Source organism: Hoeflea sp., assembly GCF_984452065.1.
Window position 1 is genome coordinate 1 of the sequence record NZ_CFHWAF010000076.1, and the last position, 17245, is coordinate 17245.

Below are 17245 nucleotides of genomic sequence, written 5' to 3' on the forward strand. Positions count from 1 at the left end.
AATGCGCCGTAGTGTCGGCCACTTCAAGCATTTCGCAACGACGACCAGGGGCAAATCCGGACAAACCGGCACAAAGGTTAAAGGGACACGACAGCCTTACATAATCCACACACTTTCTGCTTCTGGCGCTTGCAAGATCGAGCAACTCGGGTTGCAATGCGACTCAACACTGCCGCGACCGCTATGCTTGCTGGAAATGCGTGCGGCAGGAGAGCGGCGGCCTGCCGCATTTTGCGGGATATCTGGAGAATGGACAAAAGCCCGGACGCATTTCGTACCATCAGTGAAGTGGCGGACGAACTCGACCTGCCGCAGCACGTTTTGCGTTTCTGGGAGACGCGCTTCAATCAGATCAAACCGATGAAGCGCGGCGGAGGCCGCCGCTACTACAGACCCGACGATGTCGACCTTTTGAAGGGCATTCGTCATCTGCTTTACGACCAGGGCTATACGATCAAGGGCGTCCAGAAACTTCTGAAGCAGAACGGCTCGAAATTTGCCGTTGCGATCGGCTCCGGCGAGGTCACCGCCGCCGAGGCGCTGGCGTCTTTCACCAAGCAGGAGACGCCCGAACCCGCAGTCTCCGAGGATCAGGCCGCGGCAAACGATGGCGATCCCGATGGCGATCAGATTGTCGGGCACGCCAAATTGCCCGGTGGCCGTTTCTTCGGTATCGGAGAAGCATCGGCCAAAGACGGCGAGGGCTCCCCGATGGCGAAGGACGACAAGGAACTCCTTCAGGAGGCGCTCTACGATCTGCTTGAGTGCAAGCGATTGCTCGACCAGGTGCGCTGAGTGCGCTGACAGCAGGCGGGCCGTTATTCCATCACCTTTAGAGGATTTAGGTCTGGTTGCCATGCGCGCATCGGGTCAAGCGCGTGGCGTGTCTATTGACTCATTTAACTATTTATTCTAGTTCTAGAATAATGAAGGGAGAGATCACCAATGCGGAATATGCTGTCCTCGGTCTTTTGCTCGAGCGACCGTGCCACGGCTACGATCTCGACCGCATTATTGAAGAACGCGGTATGCGTGAATGGACGGAACTGGCCTTTTCGTCGATCTATTTCATCCTGGGCAAGCTGGAAAAGCGCGGTCTTGCGGAGAGCAGGCCGGACCCGGACAAGAAGACGCGCAAGATCCATTACCCGACAAAAGCGGCGGGACCGGTGTTCCGGCAGGCAACCCTGCGCGCCCTGTCAGAACCACACAATCTCTATCCCTCGGTCCTGCTTGGCCTTGCCAACTGGCCGGGCGTCGATCAGCCGGAGGCGCTGGCCGTACTGGAACGCAGGCGCGATGCCCTGGCCGCGATTGCATCACGTGTCGCCGCGAAACGGGACGCGGCACCGCGACTGCCGCCCCATGTCGAGGCGCTGTTCGACTACAGCACTTCGCAACTGAACGCCGAACTTGAATGGCTCGAACGCACGATGAAACTGCTTGGAGGCGACAATGGAAAAGATTGATTTCAAGAAAACCATGAAAGAGTGTTTTGCACCGTCCTCAAAGGATTTCAGCCTCATTGATGTCCCGCCGCTGCAGTTCCTCATGATCGACGGAACGGGCAGTCCGGGTGAGGATGCGTCGAGCGAATATATGCAGGCGCTTGCCGCGCTTTATCCGATGGCTTTCAAACTCAAATTCCTTTCAAAACAGCGTCTCGAGCGGGATTATGTCGTGCCGCCGCTGCAGGCCTTGTGGTGGGCCGACGACATGAGCGTTTTTGTTTCCGGTGACAAGGACCAGTGGAAATGGACGGTCATGATTATGCAGCCGGACTGGATAAATGCGGACCATGTCAGCGAGATCAACGAGAAGGTTGCTGCAAAGGATGACCTGCCGGCCCTGAAAAAGCTGCGCCTTGAAACCTACCATGAAGGCAAGGCGGTTCAGATCATGCACATCGGCCCTTATTCCGAAGAGGGACCGACACTTCAACGGCTCCATCAGGAATACCTGCCGCAGAACGGCTTGGTCGAGAGTGGCCATCATCACGAGATTTACATCGGTGATCCGCGAAAAACCGCGCCGGAGAAACTGAAAACGGTGCTGCGGCAGCCGGTTCGTCCGGCTTGATGCGGGTGGTCGCCAGCCGATCATTGTGGCGAAGCCGCTCGCAGCGCTTTATAAGGCGGGCATGCAGATCGATGAAATTGCCGGTTTCACGCCGGCAAAGGGCAGCATAAATTCCAAGAACCCGGCAGCCGGCCGGCTGGGGCCACGTGTGGTCATCGCGGTGCTTGTCCTCATCGCTGTTCTGGGTCTGACGGGCGTCTTCTGGGTTTCACAGCAGATGGCCCTTGCCGGAGAAGAGCGCCGGTCCCTCGACCGCATGTCCCTTTACCTTTCGACATTGACCTCCGCTCTTGAGGAGCATCAGCACCTGCCTTTTATCCTGTCCTGGGATCCGCTGGTCATCGGCGCCGTTGAGGGCGACGATACGGGGGAGTTGAACAGGCGGCTTGAAAGCTTTGCCGAACAGGCAGGCATCGACGCCATTTATCTGATGGACCCCGACGGACTGACGATCGCGGCGTCAAACTGGAACGAGACACCGACCTTTGTGGGAAAGAACTACGGCTTCCGGCCCTATTTCAAGGAGGCCTTGTCGGGTGGACGCGGCGTGTTTTTTGCCATCGGCGCAACCACGCAGGAACCCGGCTTTTTCATTTCCGAGCCGGTCCATGCTTCATCCGGGCATATTGCGGGCGTGATTGCTCTCAAGGTTGATCTGACGCCTCTGACCCGCGCCTGGCGCGAGGGCGGCGAAACCCTTCTGGCCACTGATCCGCGCGGCGTCGTCATACTGGCTTCCAATCCGGAATGGACCTATCGCACCCTTGAGCCGCTTTCCGACGAGGTCCGGGCGGATATCGCCGAAGAGCGCCAGTTCGGCAGCGAGCCGCTTGAGCCGCTCAATTATGCGGTTTCGCGCGATCATACTGCGTCAATCGAAGGGCGGCGCTATCTGCAGACAGTTGGCGATGTCGGCCATCTCGGCTGGCGCCTGCATTATCTCGCATCGCTGGAACCAGTTTATGCGCAGGCCCGCCAGTCGCTTGTTCTGGCCGCCACGGTGCTTTCTCTGATGGCCGTCGCGGTTCTTCTGGTGCGCACAAGACGCGTGCGCAGCGCTCTCTTTGCATCCCAGGAGCAGCGGCGAAGCCTGCAGGTCATAAACCGCAAACTCGAGGATGAAATCGAGGAGCGCCGCGCCGCGGAACGGCGTCTCGAACAGGCCCAAAAGGAACTCAGACAGGTCAGCAAGCTCGCCGCGCTCGGTCAGTTGTCGGCTTCGGTGACCCACGAACTCGGCCAGCCGATCGCCGCCATGCGCAATTATCTGGCCGCCGCGGAGCTTCCGGGCAGCGGCATAGCCGGCGAGGCGAGGGACCTCGTCGATCAGTTGAACGCGATCACGGCCCGTATGGAGCACATCACCGGGCAATTGAGGTTTTTTGCCCATCGTCAGACCGAAAAACTGGTTCATTTCGATCTGCGCGACGTTATCGGTGCGGCAACCGGCATGATGCAGGCCGATCTTGCGTCGGAAAAAATCGCGCTTGAGACGCAACTGCCGGACGGGCCGGTCCGCGTCTTCGGCGATATGTTTCGTATCGAGCAGGTTCTGGTCAACATGATGCGCAACGCCAGGGACGCGGTAACCGGCTGCCCTGCGCCGAAAATCTCGATCAGGCTCGCCTGCGACGAAAGGCACGCGCGGCTCAGTGTGTGCGACAACGGTCCCGGATTGACCGAAGAGGCGCTGACACACGCCGAGGACCCGTTTTTTACAACCAAGGCTTCCGGCGTCGGAATGGGACTGGGTCTTTCCATCTCCGCGGCCATCCTGAAAGACCATGATGGGCACATGATGTTTGCCAATCAACCGGATGGCGGCGCTGTTTTCACCATGATCCTGCCGCTGGCGGACAAGGAGCAGGCTGATGTGAAGGTCGATGCGGAAGCAGTCTAGAATTTTTGTCATCGACGATGATCGCACCATGCGTGAATCGCTCTCGCACCTGCTTGGCCGGGCAGGCTTCGAGGTGTCCGTCTTCTTCCGGGGCGCCGATGCCGCAACGGCGCTGTCCCGCGATCTTCCCGATGCGGTGGTGACCGACATGAAGATGCCGGGTCTCAGCGGGATGGACCTTCTGGATCATATCCGCGACGAACAGCCGGATGTGCCGGTGATCCTGATTTCGGCGCACGCGGATGTGCCCCTGGCCGTGGAGGCGATGGGCAAGGGGGCCTTCAGCTTTCTTGAAAAGCCCTTCGATCCGGGCCGGCTTATCAGGGTGCTCAACCACGCGGTGGAAAAGCGCCGGCTGGTGCGCGACAACCGCAATCTGCGCGCCCGGCTGACGGACCTTTCGGGGCTGGATCGCGTGCTCCTGGGCGAGACCGGGGCGATGCGGGGTTTGCGCATGCAGATCCTCGATCTTGCGGCCGCGCAGATGCCGGTCCTGCTGATCGGGGAAACCGGGACAGGCAAGGACGTGGCGGCACGCGCGCTCCATGATCTCGGCGAGCGGGCCGGCGCCGCTTTCGTGGCGGTAAACTGCGCGGTTTTCACCTCGGGCGATTTCGCCCGCGCGATGTTCGGCGGAGCGGCCGACGAGCCCGGCTACTTTACGCTGGCGGACGGCGGCACGCTGTTCCTGGACGAGGTGGACGCGCTGTCGGCCGACCAGCAGAGCGCGCTCCTGCGCGTTCTTGAAACCGGTGAATGCATCGCTGCCGGATCGAATTCCATCCGCAGGGTGGACGTGCGTGTCATCTCGTCGAGCAGCAACGACCTTCAGGGCAAAGCCGGTGACGGGCACATGCGCCCTGATCTCCTTTACCGTCTCAATGCGGCAACCATCGTCCTGCCGCCGCTTGTCAGGCGCAAGGACGACATTGTACTGTTGTTCTCGCATTTCCTCCAGCTCTTTGCCCGTACCTATGAGGTCCCGGCGCCGGATCTTTCGGCCGAGGATATCGCCGCGCTCTTGTCGCATGACTGGCCCGGCAATGTGCGTGAATTGAGAAACGCGGCCGAAAGACGGGTTCTGGCGGCGCGGCGCGGCGGCGGCTCGGTTGCGGACGCCATCGCGCCCGCCGCGGATTTCGACGGTCTTCCCGACACGTTGAGGGAAGCGGTCGCGGCTTTTGAGCGGCGCCTGATCGGCAAGGCGTTGATCGCCCATGGCGGGCGCATGGATGCGGTGGCCGAGGCTTTGGGCATCGGCCGGCGCACCCTGAATGAAAAGATGGTCAAATTGAACCTGGACCGGTCGGATTTTATTGGATAGTCGAGCAAATCGCGGCCCGTTTCTTTGCACATGGTCACCCGACGGCCTACATTCCGGTGATCGCGGCACAGACAGGAGGCGCATATGAAGAGACTCGCCGGTTCCGGCCGTGTCAGCCTCACTGTTCTCCTTTCCACCGCGATCGGAACGCTTATCCTGCTATCCGTCGGCATTGTCCTTTTCATCACGGCCGGAGCCAATTTCCGCAACACGCTGGAACTTCTGCGCGAATCCGGTGAGTTGACCATGTCCAATCTGGAAACCCGCCTGCGCGATTATGTCGAGCCAGCCGGAGCGCTTGCCGAATATGTCGCGACCCTCGTGGAAAAGGGTGAGATCGACATGTCCGACAAGGAGCAGTTGCGCGACACGCTGCTCGGCACCCTCGGACCGTCGCCGCAGGTGTCCGGCGTCGTCATCTGGGACAGGGAGCAGTTCCCGGTCGTTGCCCTGGAAGATCTCGACGGATCGATCCAGACAATCCGGCCGGGCGTTCGCGACGAACTCGGACTGACGCAAGCGGATGCGCCGTCCGAACCCACCTGGAGCGCGCCGGCCTCCGTGGACGGCGTGACCTATATCGGCATGCAGACCGCGCTCCACAAGAACGGCGAATATGTCGGCGCCTTCGCAACCGGGATCGATGTCGAGAAGCTTTCCGATCTGGTTCGTGAAGCCAGCGGCGCGCTCGGCATGACGGCATTCATCCTCTATGGCGACGATCATGTGCTGGCCCATCCGCGCATGCCGGACCTGGCCGAGCGTTCCCGGCTCGACAAGGAGCTGAACCTGCTTTTTCTCGAAGGCTTCGCCGACCGTATTCTGGCGGATTTCCCAAGACGGGATACGGACTTCCCACAATCGGGGAACGATTTTGAGAGCGCTATCGTCGAGTACAATGAACAGGGATACCTGTTCCTGACCAAGGAGATAACGGGATACAGCCCGCAACCGTGGCGCATCGGCGTTTATGCCAATATGGCTGATATCGGCGACCAGTTCATCCGCCTGCTCGGCTCGACGCTGGTGGCGCTGCTGATTCTCGTCGTTGCGATCATATTGGGCATATTGCTGGCCCGTTATCTCGCCCGTCCGATCGTACAGCTCTCCAAGGCCGAGGCTCAGGTCGGCGACCTCGACCTTGAGAACATCGAGATACCGCGTGCGTCCTTCATCCGGGAAATCAACGAACAGATCAATGCGTTTCACCGCATGGTGGAAGGGCTTCGCACCTTCGAGACCTATGTGCCCCGCGCGCTGGTCAAGCGGATCATCTCTCAAGGCGGGTCGAGCGCGATTGTGTCGACCGAAAGCCATCTGGCTTTGATGTTTACCGACATCATCGGTTTCACGAAAATGTCTGAGGACAAGAAGCCGGGTGAGGTGGCCCGGTTTCTCAATGATCATTTTGCCATCGTAAACCGATGCATCGAAGCCGAAGGCGGTACGATCGACAAATATATCGGCGACGCCGCAATGGCCTTCTGGGGCGCGCCCGATGCGCAGAGCGACCAGGCCGAACGGGCCTGCCGGGCGGCGCTCGCGATCAAGCGTCAGATGGAAGCCGAGGCTGCAGCGGGCAAGGGAACCGATCTTCGTGTCAAGATTTCCGTCCATTCGGGTCCGTTGATCGTCGGCAATATCGGCGCGCCCGGGCGCATCAACTACACCGTCGTCGGCGATACGGCGAACACCTGCAGCCGCATAGAGGACCTGTGTGACAGTGTCGACGACGGTGCGCGCGCCATCATCCTGGTCAGCGATCAGATTGTCGCGGAAGCAGGCGACGGGTTCGAGTTTGAGCCGGTCGGCAGTTTTGCGGTCAAAGGCAAATCGCAGCCGGTCGAGGTCTACCGCCTGATCGGTGAGCGCCCGGCGCCTGAGTCGGCATGAGCAGCCTGTTCGAGGAACTGGACTATGCGCCGCAGCAGTTTCTCGACGGCAGGACCAGCAGCTTTTATTCGGCCGAAGGGTTTGAGCGCCTGGCCGCGCATGTGAGCCCGGGCGGCGTGGTCGGCCTTTGGTCGGATGCTGTTGCCGACGATGCGGTGACCGCAAAACTGTCATCGGTTTTCAAGACCGCCAGGGCCGAGCCGGTGACGTTTCCCAATCCTCTTCAGGACAACAAACCGTTCACGCAGACCGTTTATCTTGCGCGAAAGCGGTAAAAATCAACGGAACCCGAATTGCGTCAACGCATGCCCATCAGGTTGGCGACCAGTGCCGTTTCTTCCTGTTTGAGTTTTGCGGCAATCTGGTGCGCCTTGTCCTCCTCGTGCTCGAGATGCGCACCGACGACGCTTGCACAGCGCTGCGAGGCGCTGACGGCGGCATCCATCACGGCCTGTTCGACAATCCTGGCGATGGCTGTCTGAGACTCCTGCGACAGTGACGGTTCCGACTCGACAATTTTTGCAACGGCTTTTTCGGCAATGGACTGAAGTGGCATGTTTTCCCCGTGCGATTGTTTGATTTTGTTCCTGACGACGATAGTAGCAGACGCTTTCGCCAGTTTAAATGCAATTGCGTCGCAACTGCCGCCCGACTAGGAACCCAAGGCTCCGCACTCTGAGGGCAGCGATCACTCCTCGTGGATGCACAAAAGCTTCTTGGCGGTGAAGCGGCCCTCCGAGGGATATCCGAACGCATTGTTGATATAGACGATACCGTCGCGCACGGCTCTGCGGTTGACGTGGCTGTGACCGTAGACATGGAGCGACGCACCCGCGCGCCGGACCTGCGCATCCAGCAGCCCGGTTCCCAGAATCGGGAACAGCATGCGCGAGCGCGGCGGCGCGAAGGACGGAATGAGATCGAGGCGCGGCATGAAGTGCGAGAACGTGATCACGAACGGCTTTGTCTTTGCCGGTACGGGCTCGTTCAGGCCGATGAAATGCGCGGTGACATCCGGGTTGTCGGTGCCGTCCGGCCAGCGGCACGCCCGGAAGTCCATCCAACGCCGCTTCAGTTCTTCCGACGGCTCGCCAAAGGAAAAGTCGTACCAGCCGAAAAGCGGCACGATGCTTGTTCTGGTGCCGTGAAACGGTTCGCAGCTCGCGCCGCTGCCGGTCACGACGTCGCGAACGAAGCCGAACTTTTCAAACGAGTCCTTTATGTTCCGGTCCCGCAAGACCCACAGGTCATGATTGCCCGGGACATAGAGCACCTGCCTGAAACGCAGCGACAGCGCCTTGAGTGTTCGTTCGATGCGCTCCAGCGAATCGGAGATGTCGCCTGCAAGGATCAGGACGTCGTCGGTAAAATCGGCCTTCGAGATCTCCGAGACCCAGCGGCCGTTTTCCCGGTAGTCGACATGGAGGTCGGAGGTTGCAAAAACACGCATATAAAACTCCGCAGAGCCGCGATCAGCGCTTGCGGCAGGCGTCCAAATCGCTTTTCATGGGAAAAGGCATGGCGCCAATGTCCGCAGCAGCCGGGGACAAGTCAAGCATCGGTATTGTCCCGCCGGATGCCTTGCGGAAATCCGCAGGCCATGGATTGTGCGGTCTGCGGATAAACTCGAGGAAACCGGGCGCGTGTCTGTGCGACAATTGCGTAGCGCCGGAAGACGCGGCGCGAGACATCACGGGAGGATTAAATGATTCGCAAAACGCTGACGCTTGCAACCATGACCGCCATGAGCGCGCTGATTGCGGGCGAAGCCCTTGCCGCCGAGTGGAACGTATCGCTTTGGGGCAAGAAGCGCGCTTTCACCGAGCACGTGGAGAAACTGGCCGAGCTTGTATCGCAAAAGACCAATGGCGAGTTCACTTTGAACCTGTCCTATGGCGGCCTTTCGAAGAATCGCGAAAACCTTGACGGCATTTCCATCGGTGCGTTCGAAATGGCCCAGTTCTGCGCTGGCTATCATGCCGACAAGAACCCGTCCATCACGGTTCTCGAACTTCCCTTCCTCGGCGTTGATTCGCTTGAGAAGGAAATCGCCGTTTCCATGGCCGTCTACCAGCATCCGGCCACCAAGGAAGACCTCGCACGCTGGAACGCAACGCTTCTGATGCCGTCGCCTCTGCCGCAATACAACATTGCCGGCGTCGGCGATCCGCCCAAGACACTGGAGGACTTTGAAGGTCTGACAGTGCGTGCGACCGGCGGCATCGGCAAGGCCATGGCGTCCGTCGGCGCCGTGCCGACCTCCATGTCCGCATCCGAGGTGCGTCAGGCACTCGATTCAGGCGTGGTGAAGGCGGTTGCCTTCGCGCCGCACGCGCATATGTCGTTCGGCACCGTCGAGACGGCAAGCTGGTGGACAACCAATCTGAACCCGGGCACCGTCAACTGCCCGGTGGTGGTCAACACCGATGCGCTTGAGGCATTGCCGGAAGCCCACCGCGAGGCGCTGCTCGGCTCCGTCGAAGAGGCGCTCCAGCACTATGTCGACAATTACAACGGCAAGACGATGGATGCCTGGGGACCGGTTCTGACCGAAAAGGGTATCGAATCGATCACCTACGATCAGGCGGAACTCGACGCTTTCCGCGAAGCCGTGGCCGGACCTGCTGCGCAGGCCTGGATTGAGGACAATGCCAAGCGGGGCCTGCCGGCCCAGGAACTCTATGACCTGACGGTCAAGACGATCTCCGAAAACTGATGATGCATCCGCCGCCCGCATCTCACCTGAGTTGCGGGCGGTTTGATAATGGGAGGGGATGATGGCGGGAGCATCATCGGTTCTTGAGGACGGCAGTCTCCTCAGCCGCCTTGATCGAAAGCTGTTCTGGCTTGAACGGCAACTGGCGCTGATAGGCGGTCTTGCCGTCTTTTCCCTCATGCTGCTTGCTGTCGTCAGCGTCGGCGGGCGGAACTTTCTCAACCAGCCTCTGCCGGGTTATGTCGACTGGATCGAACAGGCGATGCCGTTGATTGCATTCATCGCGGTCTCCTATGCGCAGCGGCTCGGCGGCCATATACGCATGGATATCGTGATCGGCCTGATGTCGGGACGTGTATTGTGGCTCGCCGAATTCGTCTCGACCGCCGCGATGCTGGTGCTGATGCTCCTGCTTGTCTGGGGCACCTATGCCCACTTCGACCGTTCTTTCGATTTTTCCGCACCCTTGTGGAGTCGCGACAGCTCGATGGATATCGGCATCCCGCTCTGGCCCGGCAAGCTGCTGGCGCCGATCGCCTTCTCCGTCCTGTCGCTGCGGCTGGTCCTGCAGCTCTGGGGCTATGCGCGGGCGATCCGCACGGGAACCGACGCGCCGGTCGCAGTGCCCCTCATAGAGGATGCTGCGACCCAGGCGGCCAACGAAGCGAAATCCGTTTCCGGATTCGACAACGGGGAGCGCGCCTGATGGAACCGATCGATATCGGCCTTGTCGTCTCCGGCTTCATGCTGGTCATGGTGGTTCTTGGCATGCGCGTGGCTTTCGCGGCAGCGCTTGCAGGTCTCTCCGGGCTTATCTGGATCTTCTGGGCCAAGAAGGGTTATGACCCGTCGGAATTCACATGGGCGCTGACGGTTGCGGTAAAGACGGCCGGCCAGGTGCCGCATTCCAAGGTGTCTTCGCAGGCGCTGTCTCTCATCCCGGCCTTCATCCTCATAGGTTATCTCGCCTATTATGCGGGCCTCACCCGCGCCCTGTTCGAGGCGGCAAAACGATGGGTCGGCTGGTTGCCGGGCGGGCTTGGCGTCGCCACCGTCTTCGCGACGGCCGGCTTTGCCGCCGTTTCGGGCGCCTCCGTCGCCACGAGCGCCGTTTTTGCCCGCCTCGCGATCCCGGAAATGCTGAAGCTCGGATATGATCGCCGCTTCGCCGCCGGCGTCGTCGCCGCCGGCGGCACCCTCGCATCGTTGATTCCGCCCTCGGCAATTCTGGTCATATACGCGATCATCGTCGAGCAGGATGTGGGCATGCTGTTGCTTGCCGGCTTCTTGCCGGGAGCGGTCTCCGCGGTGATCTATGGCGGGCTTGTCGTGCTGATGGCCGTCACCTTCAAGGAATTCGGGCCGCCGGTCAGCGGGTTCTCCTGGGGCGAGCGGTTTCGCTCATTGCCGCCGGCCTCGCCGATCATCTTTGTCGTCGTCATCATTATCTGCTTCATCTACAACCCCTTTGGCGGCGATGCCTGGGGAACGCCCACCGAGGGCGGTGCGCTCGGCGCTTTTGTCGTGTTCTGCATGGCCGTCTACAAGGGCATGCGCTGGCCGCAATTCCGCGACTCGCTGCTTGAAACGGCGAAGCTCGCCGTCATGATTTTCACCATTATCTGGGGTGTGCTTGTCTATGTCCGGTTCCTCGGCTTTGCCGATCTGCCCGGGGCGTTCTCGGACTGGATCACGTCGCTCGAGCAAAACCCGATGCTGACCCTGGTGCTGATCCTCCTGGCCTATGCGGTGCTCGGCATGTTCATGGACGCCATCGGCATGCTGCTGCTGACCCTGCCGGTCGTCTATCCGGCCGTCATCGCGCTGAACGGGGGCGTGGACGTGAGCGCCGCCGACAGCGCCTTCGGCGTCTCGGGCACGGGCTGCGCGATCTGGTTCGGCATTCTCGTGGTCAAGATGGCCGAGCTTTGTCTGATCACGCCGCCGATCGGCCTCAACTGCTTTGTCGTGGCAGGGGTTCGGCCCGACATATCGGTTCAGGATGTGTTTCGCGGCGCATCGCCGTTCTTCGTCGCGGACGCGATCACCATCGCCTTTCTCGTGGCGTTTCCGTCGATTGTGCTCTGGCTGCCGGGGCTGACGTCCTGATTAGAGCAGACTTTGCTCTAGCTCGTCTTCTGCTCCGGCGCGCTCTCGGCAGCAGGCTTTTCATCCTGGACGGCAGCTTCGGTTTTTGCTGCCTCCTGCGCCTGCGGAACCTGCGAGCGGTATTGACGGGCATAGCTGGCGATACGCTCCGCCCGTTCAAGGGCCGCCTGTTCTTCGGATTTTTCTTCCGGCTCCGGATTTTTCTGTTTTTCCACGGAGGCATCCGCGAGGACGCGCAGATGATTTTCAATCAGGATGAAACAGGCCAGCAGGCCGCCACCCACGGACGCAACGAGAAACCCTGCCGCAAAGCCGATCAATGCCCCCGCCCACGGCTCCACATCCATTGACGGCGCCTGCAGGTAACCGGTGACGGCGCCTCCGGCAATACATACGAACGCCAGAACACGGATGATTCCGGACAGAAAATCGACGAGGATGCGAAGCATGGTGTCTTCCGAAGCGTTTCGAAAACGACAGGATAACGTGCCCGCAACCTACTGCATTTTTTTGCAGCCTGTCTTGTCTTATTTGGCGCGCTCACAGCTCAATTTGTGAACGTGCTTAACGGCGGCGGTATCGGCAAGAGGATCAGTTTGCCGACTGTTCAACCCTGCGCGCCGTCCGGATCGTGGCCCGCACGACACCGGGTTTGTTGGCCGGCCGGGTCACATTGCGGACAAAGGCATTGATCGCCTCATCCACTGTTCTTGCGACCGCGAAACTCGGAAACCGGTCGGCTTCTTCAAGGATAAGCGAGATGTTGTAGTCGGCCCGGATCAGGTTGTTGACGGAATGGCCGCGGCCGAGACCGGCGCTCTTGTTCATCTGGAAGAGGCCGTAGCAATTGCAGCCGCGATTATACGCCTTCGGGTTCAAGGTGGATTCGCGAATGGCGACCGAGACGGCCGCGATCTGCTGGGGCTCGCCGTAGCCGGCCGCCGCAAAGCGCGCGGTGATCTGGTTGGCGATCCGCGTTTGCGCGCTGTTGTACCCGGACAGTTGCTCAAAGCGGACGGTATCGGTCTTGTGAGCCCCGATCTGATGGCGCGGCTTTTCTCCACTTGCGACGGTGGCGGAGCAACCTGCGAGGAATATGGCAGCGGCAACAATGCCGAGTGATGGTTTTTTCATGTGTTTGTTCTGATGTTTGTACGGGCATCGGGCGGGCAGTGGCGCTTCATCCGCCTCTCGGACATGTGGGAAATGGGTTATTGTGTTTGAAATGTGACGCGGCGCCCGTCGGCGTGCCAATATGCTGTCATTTGCCGGTGCTATGGCAAAAATATCACGCGATCTGCGCAATGGCGGTGTTAAGCCCGGGCAGCGCGTCTATAAACTTGTGAGGACTGTCCTATGACCACCCGATTGTTGTTTCCGCTCTCCCTGATAGTCCTGTTCGCGCTGGCTGCCATGCCGGGCGGCGCGGTGGCCGAGGCTCAGATCGTCAAGGGCATAGGCAAGGCGCTGCAGGAGACCGGCGAAGCCATCGGCAAGGGTGTCGACAAGACGGGCGAGGCGATCGAAAAAGGCGTGCGGGAGACGGGCGACGCGCTGAAGGGCAACAGGGTGTCGCCGCGCGAGGTCGAGATCGTCCCGTCATATCTCTACGTCCAGCAGGCCGGGGTGCTTGAGTTCAGGGACGGAACGCTCACGCTGAAGGATCTGGCGCCGTCGACATTCTATTTCACCGACCGGCCCGTGCGGGAGGCCGGCCATGTTCCGCATGACGTTTTTGTCGGACTTTGGGACGACAACGGCGAGGCGTCCTTCAAATCCGATCCGCCAAACGCGGCAATCGCCGTCTCGGGGCTGGAAACCGACGAGCCGCTTGTGGTCGAACTGCTGACGGCGACCCTGACGGACGACGGCCTGACATTCACGGTCAATGTCAATTCCGGCGCGATCCCCGAAAAAGCGAAGGATGTCGCCCTGTTCGTCGATCTCGACTAGCGGCTGTCCAGTCGCCGATCGGGTTTTGTTATCCGGGAGATTGTATCGGCCCTTGTCGTAACCATGTGGCCGGTATGGACCTTTTGAAAAATGGTCGGAGCGGCGGGATTCGAACCCACGACCCCTTGACCCCCAGTCAAGTGCGCTACCGGGCTGCGCTACGCTCCGACCTGCCGAAAAGGCCAGATTTCAATAGGCTTTGCCGGCTTTAGGCGCAAGCGGAAATTTTGCGGTTATCGAGAAATACGGCATTGCGTAGCGTAAAGCGCCGGCGGTTCGTCCCAAGCAGTTGTCGGATCGCCGGACGGCCGGGAAGGCAGGCCGTTCCTTTTATGAATAAGCGCCCGAAAATCGGCGGACTCGATTCAGGCTATATGCTAAGCCTCTGGCATGTTGTTCGAACTGCCCGATCACGATGTGCTTTATCAAGCGCTTGTCTCGAGAGACGCGTCCTATGAAGGGCGCGTTTTTGTCGGTGTCGCGTCCACCGGGATCTTCTGCCGGCTGACCTGTCCGGCGCGCAACCCGAAGCGCGAGAACTGTCATTTCTTCGAAACGGTCGCCGCCTGTCTCGAGGCTGGCTATCGTCCCTGCAAGCGCTGTTCTCCCTTGAAACCCGCCGCCGAGGCCGATCCCATGATCGCCGGCTTGCTGGCGGCGCTGGAGGCAGATCCGATGAGGCGTTGGAGCGAGGGCGACATCGTTGCCCTGGGCTACGATCCATCGACGGTCCGGCGCGCCTTCAAGCGCCACTACGACATGACATTCCTTGAAATGGCCCGCCTTGGACGACTGCGGGACGGATTTGTCACACTGTCCTCCGGTGGCCGGGTCATTGATGCCCAGCAGGATGCGGGTTTTGACTCCGCCAGCGGTTTTCGCAGCGCCTTCGCGCGGCTGCTCGGCCGCTCGCCCGCACAATTCACCGGCGATGAACTGCTGCTTGCCGAATGGTTCGATACAAGCCTCGGCCCGATGATCGCCGTGAGCGATCCCCACACGCTTCATCTTCTGGAGTTTGCCGATCGCAGGGCCCTGCCGACCGAACTGCGCCGGCTGCAGAAGAATGTGAAAGGCGGCATCGGTATCGGTCGCCACGCGCCGACGGAGAGTATAAAGGCCGAGCTTGGCGACTATTTCGACGGACGGTCGGCAAATTTCCAAACGCCGCTGACGATGCACGGCAGTCCCTTCACCCGCCGCGTCTGGCAGGAATTGCTGACAATACCGCCCGGTGAAACCCGCACCTACAGCGACCTCGCAAGGCAAATCGGCAAGCCGTCCGCGGTGCGTGCCGTTGCACGCGCAAACGGGGCGAACCAGATCGCGCTTGTCATCCCTTGCCATCGGGTCCTTGGCGCCGACGGATCGCTGACCGGCTATGGCGGCGGGTTGTGGCGCAAGCAAAGACTGATAGAGCTGGAAAAGGAGCATGCCGGCAACGGCGCGAAAAACAGGGTGGATTGCCATGGACCAGGCTGAAAAGGCGCAAGCTTTCGCCGCGCTCCACATTCCGGGAAAGCCTGTCATTCTCTACAATATCTGGGATGCCGCCGCCGCATTGACCGAGCGCTTCAATGAGCGCACGGGCATGGGCCCTCAATAACCGGTCAACTGGAGCCGGGCAGAGCCTCCTGCAACCGGATCCGGAGCCGGTTCTTTCGCGCACGCAATTCGTCCAGCCGCTTCAGGTCGTTGAAGCGTATACGAGACCTGCGCTTCGATTGCCGGGCATTGATCTCCCTTTTGAACCTTGATGAGTTCCTGCTCGATATTATTCAACTGTTTCGGCAGTGGTCATGCCTGTCCCTTTCTTCGGGCACGTCCCTGACAGGGGTGAAGGTGGAGCCGGTGGCAGATCCGGCGCGAGCGGAGCTGCCACCGGCATCCCGCTGTCCAATTTTGCGGTTGTTATCTGGACAGCGATGCGGGCGCGGGGCGCGGCGCCGACGATCTTGCGCACGAATTCATCCATTGCAGTCGGTTCCGAATGATCGAGCGTCGCGTCGATCATGGTGATGCAGGCATTGGGTAAAAAAAACCTGTGCTCAGCGCGGCCTGTTTTGCCGTTTTGCACTTTACCGGGCAGCGCGGGGCGACTTACTGTCGACGCGTCGGAGGGAAGCAGCAGCCAGCAAAGGAACAATTGTCATGAAAAAAAGTATCGCCGGTTGGATTTGCGCGTGCGCGCTGGTGCTTGTGGGCGTACCGGCACAGGCCGAAACCATCATCCGCGTGACCCTGCAGCTTCCCGAGAGCCATTCGCTGGGGCAGAACTGGAACCGCTTCAAGGACATCATCGAGCGGGAAAGCAATGGCGAATTGACATTGCAGCTCTTTCCCTCGGCCCAGCTTTACAAGGACAACCAGGTTCCCGAAGCCGTCGGATCGGGAGCGATCGAGGCAGGCTCCGCATTCCTTGGTCGCTTTGCCGGCTCGGTTCCGGCGGTTGATGTCGTGGCGCTGCCGTTTTTCTTCAGGGACGAGGCGGCTCTGCGTCTGTCGATATCGTCGGGTTCGCCGATGCGCCAGCTCCTTGACGCCGCCATTCTGGAGGAGACCGGCGCCCGCGTCCTGTGGTGGCAGGCTTTCGGCCGCAATGTCTATCTGAGCCGGGAAGAGGCGTTAAGGGAGCCGGGCGATGTCAAGGGCAAGAAGGTGCGCACCTATGGCAAGGTGCAAGGCTGGACGGTTGATGCGCTGGGCGGCGCGCCGACCCTGATGTCGGGTTCGAAACAGTTCCTTGCCTATCAGCAGGGTGCGGTTGATGTCGGCATGACCGGCGCCTCGGCGGTCGAAAGCCGCAAGCTCTTTGAAGTCATGCCGTTCATGACCCTGACCTTCGACAGCGTGATTGAGTTCGTCGCCGTCATCAACAACGATTTCTTCGAGAGCCTGACGCCGGAAAACCAGCAGCTTGTTCTGGATGCGGCGTCGATTGTCGAGGAGGAACTGCGCGATGAAATCTATGCTCAGGAAGCGCAGTCCCTGGAGGAACTGAAAAGTCAGATGACGGTGGTCGATCTGTCGGACGAGCAGCGCGATAAATGGCGCGCCGCGACTGCATCGGTCATAGACCGTTTCGTTACCGAGGTCGGCCCGCAGGGCGAAGCGGTGGTCAAGGCCGGTCTGAAGGAAGAGGGGCGCTAGGCAATGCGCCTCCTGGCCGTCGTGGTCCGGTTGGCCGACGGCCTGTCCGAATTCACCGGACGGCTGGCTGCCTGGATCTTCTTCGCCATCGGGATTTGCATCACCTATGAGGTGGTGATGC

18 protein-coding genes, 1 tRNA gene and 1 pseudogene are annotated in these 17245 nt (G+C 60.5%); 14 read left to right on the top strand and 6 right to left on the bottom strand.

Going from position 1 to position 17245, the window contains the following annotated elements; translation table 11 throughout:
- Positions 1 to 249: 249 nt before the first annotated feature.
- The 7 genes from AC5E6N_RS14985 to AC5E6N_RS15015 all read left to right on the top strand — a co-directional run bounded on the left by AC5E6N_RS14985 (position 250) and on the right by AC5E6N_RS15015 (position 7471).
- Entirely contained in the window at positions 250 to 795 is a 546-nt protein-coding gene (locus AC5E6N_RS14985) for a MerR family transcriptional regulator (RefSeq protein ID WP_491748558.1), read from the top strand.
- 131 nt (positions 796 to 926) lie between these two features.
- On the top strand, positions 927 to 1469 hold the full coding sequence (locus AC5E6N_RS14990; RefSeq protein ID WP_491748559.1) for a PadR family transcriptional regulator: 543 nt from the start codon (positions 927 to 929) through the stop codon (positions 1467 to 1469).
- On the top strand, positions 1456 to 2079 hold the full coding sequence (locus tag AC5E6N_RS14995) for a GyrI-like domain-containing protein (RefSeq protein ID WP_491748560.1): 624 nt from the start codon (positions 1456 to 1458) through the stop codon (positions 2077 to 2079). Before AC5E6N_RS14990 ends, AC5E6N_RS14995 begins: the two co-directional genes overlap by 14 nt.
- Before the next feature lie 61 nt (positions 2080 to 2140).
- Positions 2141 to 3979 carry an ATP-binding protein gene (locus AC5E6N_RS15000; protein ID WP_491748561.1) on the top strand — a complete coding sequence of 613 codons (1839 nt, stop codon included), beginning with the start codon at positions 2141 to 2143 and terminating at the stop codon, positions 3977 to 3979.
- Positions 3963 to 5303: a sigma-54-dependent transcriptional regulator gene (locus AC5E6N_RS15005; RefSeq protein WP_491748562.1), complete on the top strand. Its 1341-nt coding sequence runs from the start codon at positions 3963 to 3965 to the stop codon at positions 5301 to 5303. Before AC5E6N_RS15000 ends, AC5E6N_RS15005 begins: the two co-directional genes overlap by 17 nt.
- 84 nt (positions 5304 to 5387) lie before the next feature.
- Entirely contained in the window at positions 5388 to 7196 is a 1809-nt protein-coding gene (locus AC5E6N_RS15010) for an adenylate/guanylate cyclase domain-containing protein (RefSeq protein WP_491748563.1), read from the top strand.
- Entirely contained in the window at positions 7193 to 7471 is a 279-nt protein-coding gene (locus AC5E6N_RS15015; RefSeq protein WP_491748564.1) for a hypothetical protein, read from the top strand. The genes AC5E6N_RS15010 and AC5E6N_RS15015 overlap by 4 nt, the downstream gene beginning before the upstream one ends.
- A 23-nt stretch (positions 7472 to 7494) precedes the next feature.
- Here the strand turns inward: AC5E6N_RS15015 and AC5E6N_RS15020 are convergent, their stop codons facing one another.
- On the bottom strand, positions 7495 to 7752 hold the full coding sequence (locus AC5E6N_RS15020; protein ID WP_491748565.1) for a hypothetical protein: 258 nt from the start codon (positions 7750 to 7752) through the stop codon (positions 7495 to 7497).
- A 132-nt stretch (positions 7753 to 7884) separates the two neighbouring features.
- Positions 7885 to 8646 (bottom strand): metallophosphoesterase, encoded by a 762-nt coding sequence (locus AC5E6N_RS15025; protein ID WP_491748566.1) that lies wholly within the window; start codon positions 8644 to 8646, stop codon positions 7885 to 7887.
- 255 nt (positions 8647 to 8901) lie between these two features.
- Between AC5E6N_RS15025 and AC5E6N_RS15030 the strand changes: the two genes are divergently transcribed.
- From AC5E6N_RS15030 to AC5E6N_RS15040, 3 genes are all read left to right on the top strand, one after another.
- Complete coding sequence (locus tag AC5E6N_RS15030; RefSeq protein ID WP_491748567.1) at positions 8902 to 9912, top strand: C4-dicarboxylate TRAP transporter substrate-binding protein; 1011 nt, start codon at positions 8902 to 8904, stop codon at positions 9910 to 9912.
- A 61-nt stretch (positions 9913 to 9973) separates the two neighbouring features.
- Positions 9974 to 10618, top strand: a complete 645-nt coding sequence (locus AC5E6N_RS15035; protein ID WP_491748568.1) for a TRAP transporter small permease subunit — start codon at positions 9974 to 9976, stop codon at positions 10616 to 10618.
- The gene (locus tag AC5E6N_RS15040) at positions 10618 to 12021 is read left to right on the top strand and encodes a TRAP transporter large permease (protein WP_491748569.1); all 1404 of its coding nucleotides are present in this window, start codon (positions 10618 to 10620) and stop codon (positions 12019 to 12021) included. Before AC5E6N_RS15035 ends, AC5E6N_RS15040 begins: the two co-directional genes overlap by 1 nt.
- A gap of 17 nt (positions 12022 to 12038) precedes the next feature.
- Here AC5E6N_RS15040 and AC5E6N_RS15045 read toward each other — a convergent pair whose 3' ends face one another.
- Both AC5E6N_RS15045 and AC5E6N_RS15050 read right to left on the bottom strand, forming a co-directional pair.
- Entirely contained in the window at positions 12039 to 12470 is a 432-nt protein-coding gene (locus AC5E6N_RS15045) for a hypothetical protein (RefSeq protein WP_491748570.1), read from the bottom strand.
- Between the two features lie 142 nt (positions 12471 to 12612).
- Positions 12613 to 13155 (bottom strand): hypothetical protein, encoded by a 543-nt coding sequence (locus AC5E6N_RS15050; protein ID WP_491748571.1) that lies wholly within the window; start codon positions 13153 to 13155, stop codon positions 12613 to 12615.
- 222 nt (positions 13156 to 13377) lie between these two features.
- On the opposite strand from AC5E6N_RS15050, the gene AC5E6N_RS15055 reads away from it, so the two are divergent.
- Positions 13378 to 13974, top strand: a complete 597-nt coding sequence (locus tag AC5E6N_RS15055; RefSeq protein WP_491748572.1) for a hypothetical protein — start codon at positions 13378 to 13380, stop codon at positions 13972 to 13974.
- Positions 13975 to 14065: 91 nt separating this feature from the next.
- On the opposite strand, the gene AC5E6N_RS15060 is transcribed toward AC5E6N_RS15055, so the two are convergent.
- Positions 14066 to 14142 (bottom strand) — tRNA-Pro (locus tag AC5E6N_RS15060).
- A gap of 222 nt (positions 14143 to 14364) precedes the next feature.
- On the opposite strand from AC5E6N_RS15060, the gene AC5E6N_RS15065 reads away from it, so the two are divergent.
- Together AC5E6N_RS15065 and AC5E6N_RS15070 are read left to right on the top strand one after the other, a co-directional pair.
- Positions 14365 to 15456: a bifunctional transcriptional activator/DNA repair enzyme AdaA gene (locus AC5E6N_RS15065; RefSeq protein WP_491748573.1), complete on the top strand. Its 1092-nt coding sequence runs from the start codon at positions 14365 to 14367 to the stop codon at positions 15454 to 15456.
- Positions 15443 to 15535: pseudogene (locus AC5E6N_RS15070) on the top strand (isocitrate lyase/PEP mutase family protein); the annotation flags it as partial. The gene AC5E6N_RS15065 and the pseudogene AC5E6N_RS15070, both read left to right, overlap by 14 nt.
- 213 nt (positions 15536 to 15748) lie before the next feature.
- On the opposite strand, the gene AC5E6N_RS15075 reads toward AC5E6N_RS15070, so the two are convergent.
- Positions 15749 to 16051 (bottom strand): hypothetical protein, encoded by a 303-nt coding sequence (locus tag AC5E6N_RS15075; RefSeq protein WP_491748574.1) that lies wholly within the window; start codon positions 16049 to 16051, stop codon positions 15749 to 15751.
- A 74-nt stretch (positions 16052 to 16125) separates the two neighbouring features.
- On the opposite strand from AC5E6N_RS15075, the gene dctP reads away from it, so the two are divergent.
- On the top strand, positions 16126 to 17124 hold the full coding sequence (gene dctP / locus AC5E6N_RS15080) for a TRAP transporter substrate-binding protein DctP (protein ID WP_491748575.1): 999 nt from the start codon (positions 16126 to 16128) through the stop codon (positions 17122 to 17124).
- Positions 17125 to 17245 lie beyond the last annotated feature (121 nt).